Here is a 5,151-nt window from a genome sequence, read left to right on the forward strand (position 1 = left end):
CCCACCCCACATCGACCCCCACCAAACACCCCGACGCAACCACCACCACACACCACCCAAAACATGACACCGGGCGATAAGCCTGATCAGACCGCTCAGCGAACGTCAGATGAGGGGCGCCCGTGGGAAACGCGACGCCAAGCACCCCTGACGCGGGCTCAACCAGGGTGGCCGTGCAAGGTCACGGCGATGGTGGTCGCGTTCAGGGCGAAGGATGACGGCGGACTACCTCCACGGGCTAGCTCCAGGACCCGGGCCTCACACCGCGGGCCACGGGACCAAGGCCCAACGGAATCAATGCGAGGTGGGCCAGCCCGTGTACGACTCCGCCAGGTACGCCTTGGCATGCTCGGACGTAACCACCGAGTGCAGCTCACCGAGTTGGCGGGCGCGGTCGAAATCGTCGGCTCCCGGGACGGTGTGCAGCATGGACGTCATCCAATAGGAGAAGTGCTGCGCCTTCCAAACTCGGTCCAGGGCGCGATCACTGTAGGAGTCCAGGAGGGCCGTGGAGCCGTTGGCGTAGAAGGAGTCGAGCCCTTCGAAGAGCGCTTTGACATCATGGATGGCCAGGTTCAGGCCTTTGGCCCCCGTCGGCGGGACCGTGTGGGCGGCGTCGCCTGCGAGGAAGAGGTTGCCGTGGCGCATGGGCGTGTGCACGAAGCTGCGGAACGGCAGGACCATCTTCTCCAGGACCGGGCCTTCCTTGAGCTCGAACCCGTTGCCATTGACGCGCTTGCGGAACTCGGTCCAGATTCGTTCGTCGTCCCAGTCGGCCACGTTTTCCTTGGGATCACATTGGAAGTACATGCGCTGCACCGTCTCGGTGCGCTGGCTGATCAAGGCGAAGCCGTCTTTGGAATTGGCGTAGATCAGCTCGTCGGCGCTGCGGGGTGCTTCTGCCAGGATGCCGAACCACGCAAACGGGTACTCGTGGAAATACCACTTGCGATCAGCTTCGGGGATCTGGAAGCGGCAGTGGCTGCGGGATCCGTCGGCACCGACGAGGAAGTCAGCCTGGATCTCGAACTCCTGCCCTTCCGAGTCAGTGAACCAGACCTTCGGTTTGCCTTCGAGGTCATGCACGGTGGTATCCGAGACGCTGTACCTGACATCGCCGCCGTCAGCCTCCCGACGGGCGGCGAGATCCATGAAAACGTCTGTCTGCGGGTACAGCCACACGGACTCGCCAACGAGTTCCTTGAAATTAATGCGGTGGCTTTCACCGTTGAAGCGCAGCTCGATGCCGTCGTGCCGGTCGCCCTCGCGGAGCACTCTGTCCGACACCCCTGAGTCGACCAGCAGGTTCACCGTGCCGTGCTCCAGGATTCCGGCGCGAACTGTTTCCTGGATGTCCTTGCGGCTGCGGATTTCAACCACCACAGAGTCGATTCCCTGCCTGGCCAGCAGATGGGAAAGCATGAGCCCGGCAGGGCCTCCGCCCATGATGGCTACCTGGGTGCTGATGGGTGTGCGTGTCATGATTCCTCGCTTCGTTGCGGATCCCCGCGCTTCGAACGGCTGGGATGAGCTTGGAATCAGTGTGGCCCGAACGGAGTGACTGGCGTTACACCACTTCCATTGAACGGAAGTTGTGATTGTTATCGCCCAGCTGGCGTCCGATGCCACGCGCCGCGGTCTGCAACGCCGGCACCAGCGCTTGGAGCCGCATCTCGGCCAAAGGAACCACCACCCCGAGGGCCGCCACCGTCCGGCGCTTACTGTCCAGTATGGGCACAGCGATTCCCCAGGTATCCGGATCAACAACGCCCGCCAGCTGGGCATAGCCTTGCTGCGCGGCTTCGGCCAGGAGATGACGCACGACGTCGGCGGCAACCTTTCCCGCCGGGTCCCGGAAGTACTTGAGGTACTCCGCCTGCAGCTCCCGTGGTTGGTTGGCCATGAGGGCCAGCCCGGCAGACGAAATATGGACGGGCATCCGCCCGGCGACCCGCGCCCTGTTGGCCACGGACCCGCGCCGGGAAAGGCGCTCCACGAACAGCGCTTCCCAGCCTTCGAGGATGGCCAGGTTGACGTTCTGGTTGAGGACCTGCTGAATGTCCTCCATGAACGGCATGGCAGCCTGACGCAGGGCCAGCGTGGGCGAATTGCGGTTCACCAGTTCCCATAAGCGCAGCCCGAGGCGAACGGTCCCGCCCGCGCCAAGATCCAGCAGCCCCTGCTGGGAAAGTTGGCGGACCAGGCGGTGGGCGGAGGACAACGGAAGGCCCGCCCGTTCAGCGAGTTCGGTCAGCTGCAGCGATGTCACGCCCTCGGGAAACGCCGCGATCAACCGCACGACGCGTTCGACCACGGAGTCGCCGGATGATGAGTTGGCCACCGTTCACCACCTTTCTGAAAGCGCGCAAGGGACGACGCACGAAACTGCGCGATGGCACTAAGCTGACGCCACCCAGCGGAATTATCGATTCCATTCAATGGTAGGACGTGTGCCGCGTTACAAAGAGTGGTGATACAACTCTCGTAACTAACCGGACGTTCAGGCGACCGGAACCCTAGCAACGAGGACGCTATGCCAACGATGTCATCTGCCCGCCGCTCCCAATGGCCCGTGTGGCTTTGCTGGCTGGCCATGGTCCTGGACGGTTTCGACCTTGTGGTCCTCGGGACCGTTATCCCAACACTGATCAAGACCGGGGAACTAGGTTTTGACGCCGTGGGAGCCACGTTCGCAGCCACCATCTCCCTGGTCGGCGTTGGCTTGGGAGCGCTCTTCATTGCACCGCTCTCGGACAAGTTCGGTCGCCGCAGGCTGCTGATCGCCTGCGTGGCGGGCTTTTCGGTTTTCACCATCGCCGTGGCGTTCGCCCCCAATGTGGCGGTTTTCTCGGTGATGCGTCTCCTTGCAGGCCTCGGCCTTGGTGCTTGCCTGCCTGCAGCCCTGGCGTACATGAACGACTACGCCCCTTCCGGTACGGCAGGAAAATCCACCACCAGGACCATGACCGGATACCACGTGGGCGCCGTGGCCACCGCGCTGCTGGCCATCATCATCGTTCCGAACTGGCGTCTCATGTTCATCATTGGTGGAGTCGCCGGGCTGGTGCTCCTGCCCTTCCTGTGGGCGAAGCTTCCCGAGTCGCTGCCTGAAGCAGCCCCGGCCCAAGCGGGCGGGGCGCCCAAGCCCGCAGCCGGCGTCGCGCGTTCCGCAAATCCCGCAGCCAAGAACGGTTTCCGGGACCTGCTCCAAAAGCCGTATCCGGTAGTCGCCCTGGGAATTGGCGTGGCGTCATTCATGGGATTGCTGCTGGTTTACGGCCTCAACACCTGGCTGCCCCAGCTCATGGCTGCCGCCGGATATCCGGTCAGCACGGGCCTGACACTGCTGCTCGTCCTGAACCTCGGGGCTGTCGCCGGGCTGTTCCTGGCCGGGGTCCTGGCCGACAAGCACGGGACCAAGAAAATCGTGCTGCTCTGGTTTGGGCTGTCAGCTGTCTTCCTGGCCATCCTGAGCGTCAAAATCCAGAACGAATTCCTGCTCAACGCCGCCGTGTTCGTTACGGGCATCTTCGTGTTCAGTTCACAGGTGCTGGTCTACGCCTGGGTGAGCCAGTTGTTCCCGCCACGGCTCCGCGGAACGGCCCTCGGCTTCGCTGCCGGAGTGGGCCGGCTTGGTGCCATTGTCGGCCCAGCCGTGACAGGAACCCTGGTTGCGGCCAACATCGCGTACCCGGCGGGCTTCTACGTGTTTGCCGCCGCCGGCGTGCTGGCTGTCGTGGCGCTGGTCCTGGTCCCGCATGAGGTCAAAAACAGCGAGGAAACCGTCACGGCCGACCACTAAGCGATTCTTGGATTCCAAGGACTCCGGTGGAGGGACTCCGTGGTACCCAGCAACTGGGGCACGGCGTCGAAGCAGCGGTCGCTGGACTTCCTCAGCTCCGGGAGCGCCGCTACCGCCGAGTCGAAATGATCCTCACGAATCATCATCTCGATGGCCCGGCACTGGCTTTCAGTTTCCACCGCGCCCACCATGGCCGAGGAGATCTTGAGGCTAAGGACCGCGTCCATGCTGGCGTCGAGGTCGTGCCCGCACAGTCCGTTGGAAAGCCTGAGGATCCTTTCGGGCAGCATGGTGAGGTACGTGGAGAGGAAACGCAGCGCCAGCCGGGAGTCGCCCAACTCCTCGGCCAGCGCTTGCAGCTTGCAAGGTTCCAGCGGACTCGGCCCCGGGTGGGGTGCCGCCCGGTCACTCACCGCTTGCTGCCTGGGGCTGTGCGACGCCTTCCGGCGCCGACTTGCTGGGGTCTTTCGTCCAGATGGAGGCCAGCATCCCGATGACCAGGATGGCTGGTGCGCCGTACATCAGGGTGTTAAGGACCATCGGTTCCCGGATGGCCCTGATCGCGTTGCCGACATAGGGGATGGTGGCGACCTGCTTGTCCACGGTCTTGCCCTGAAGAGTGGCGATCCAGGGATCGATGCCGTTGTTGGCGTCGCCCTTCGTCTGGACAGCTACCCCGCCGTCCGCCGTGGTGGTGATTTCGGTGATGCGGTGGGTTTCCACCCGCTGATCCTCCAGCGGAATGTGGTAGGTGATGATGTCGCCCACCTTGACGTCCTCGATGGGCGTCGGAACGGTCACCACCACGTCACCAGGGTTGATCAGGGGAGACATGGAACCGGTCAGCATGGTGGAGGTCTGGTAGCCAAAAACGCGTGGCCCGATCGCGAGGAACAGGAACACCAGCGCGCCAAGAACCAGCAAGGCCACGGCAATCACCTTGGCCACGGTGCCGGCAACGCGGCGGATGGCACTTTTGGGGGCAGGGGCTCCAGCTCGGGTTTCGACGGCAGCAGTTTCGACGGCTGCAGTTTCGACGACGGCGACGGCGGCCGGCGGCGAGGCAGCGGCCCTGGAAGCCGGGATGTTCGCAGCGGAACGCCGGCCATGGAGTGCTGGTCCGTTGAGGGTCTCGATGGTGCTCATGTCCTGGCGTTCCTTTCGCTGAGTGGGCAAATCATTCAGTGCGGTAAATCGTTCAGTTGGTGCTGCACCGGCGGACCTGATCGGGCAGGGGGGCGCCCGACCAGGCCCGGCGGGGTTTGGGGGTGCTATTTGGTGGTTTCGGTGCGTTGGGTGCCGGTGAAGGCGAAGGCGATGGTGGAGGTGGCGCCTTGGAAGGTGTTGTC

5 protein-coding genes are annotated in these 5,151 nt (G+C 63.8%); 1 reads left to right on the top strand and 4 read right to left on the bottom strand.

Going from position 1 to position 5,151, the window contains the following annotated elements; translation table 11 throughout:
• Positions 1–294: 294 nt before the first annotated feature.
• Together PV760_RS21345 and PV760_RS21350 are read right to left on the bottom strand one after the other, a co-directional pair.
• Positions 295–1,482: a 4-hydroxybenzoate 3-monooxygenase gene (locus PV760_RS21345; RefSeq protein ID WP_354628649.1), complete on the bottom strand. Its 1,188-nt coding sequence runs from the start codon at positions 1,480–1,482 to the stop codon at positions 295–297.
• 85 nt (positions 1,483–1,567) lie between these two features.
• Positions 1,568–2,341 (bottom strand): IclR family transcriptional regulator, encoded by a 774-nt coding sequence (locus PV760_RS21350; protein ID WP_354628650.1) that lies wholly within the window; start codon positions 2,339–2,341, stop codon positions 1,568–1,570.
• 192 nt (positions 2,342–2,533) lie between these two features.
• Here PV760_RS21350 and PV760_RS21355 point away from each other — a divergent pair, with 192 nt between their 5' ends.
• Positions 2,534–3,802, top strand: a complete 1,269-nt coding sequence (locus PV760_RS21355; protein WP_354628651.1) for an MFS transporter — start codon at positions 2,534–2,536, stop codon at positions 3,800–3,802.
• On the opposite strand, the gene PV760_RS21360 is transcribed toward PV760_RS21355, so the two are convergent.
• Both PV760_RS21360 and PV760_RS21365 read right to left on the bottom strand, forming a co-directional pair.
• Positions 3,799–4,215 (bottom strand): Hpt domain-containing protein, encoded by a 417-nt coding sequence (locus PV760_RS21360; protein WP_018780357.1) that lies wholly within the window; start codon positions 4,213–4,215, stop codon positions 3,799–3,801. The genes PV760_RS21355 and PV760_RS21360 overlap by 4 nt on opposite strands.
• Complete coding sequence (locus tag PV760_RS21365) at positions 4,208–4,948, bottom strand: signal peptidase I (protein ID WP_354628652.1); 741 nt, start codon at positions 4,946–4,948, stop codon at positions 4,208–4,210. Before PV760_RS21365 ends, PV760_RS21360 begins: the two co-directional genes overlap by 8 nt.
• Positions 4,949–5,151: the final 203 nt, after the last annotated feature.

The sequence above is a fragment of the Paenarthrobacter sp. CC6 genome, from assembly GCF_040560085.1.
In the GTDB taxonomy this organism is placed as follows: domain Bacteria; phylum Actinomycetota; class Actinomycetes; order Actinomycetales; family Micrococcaceae; genus Arthrobacter; species Arthrobacter nicotinovorans.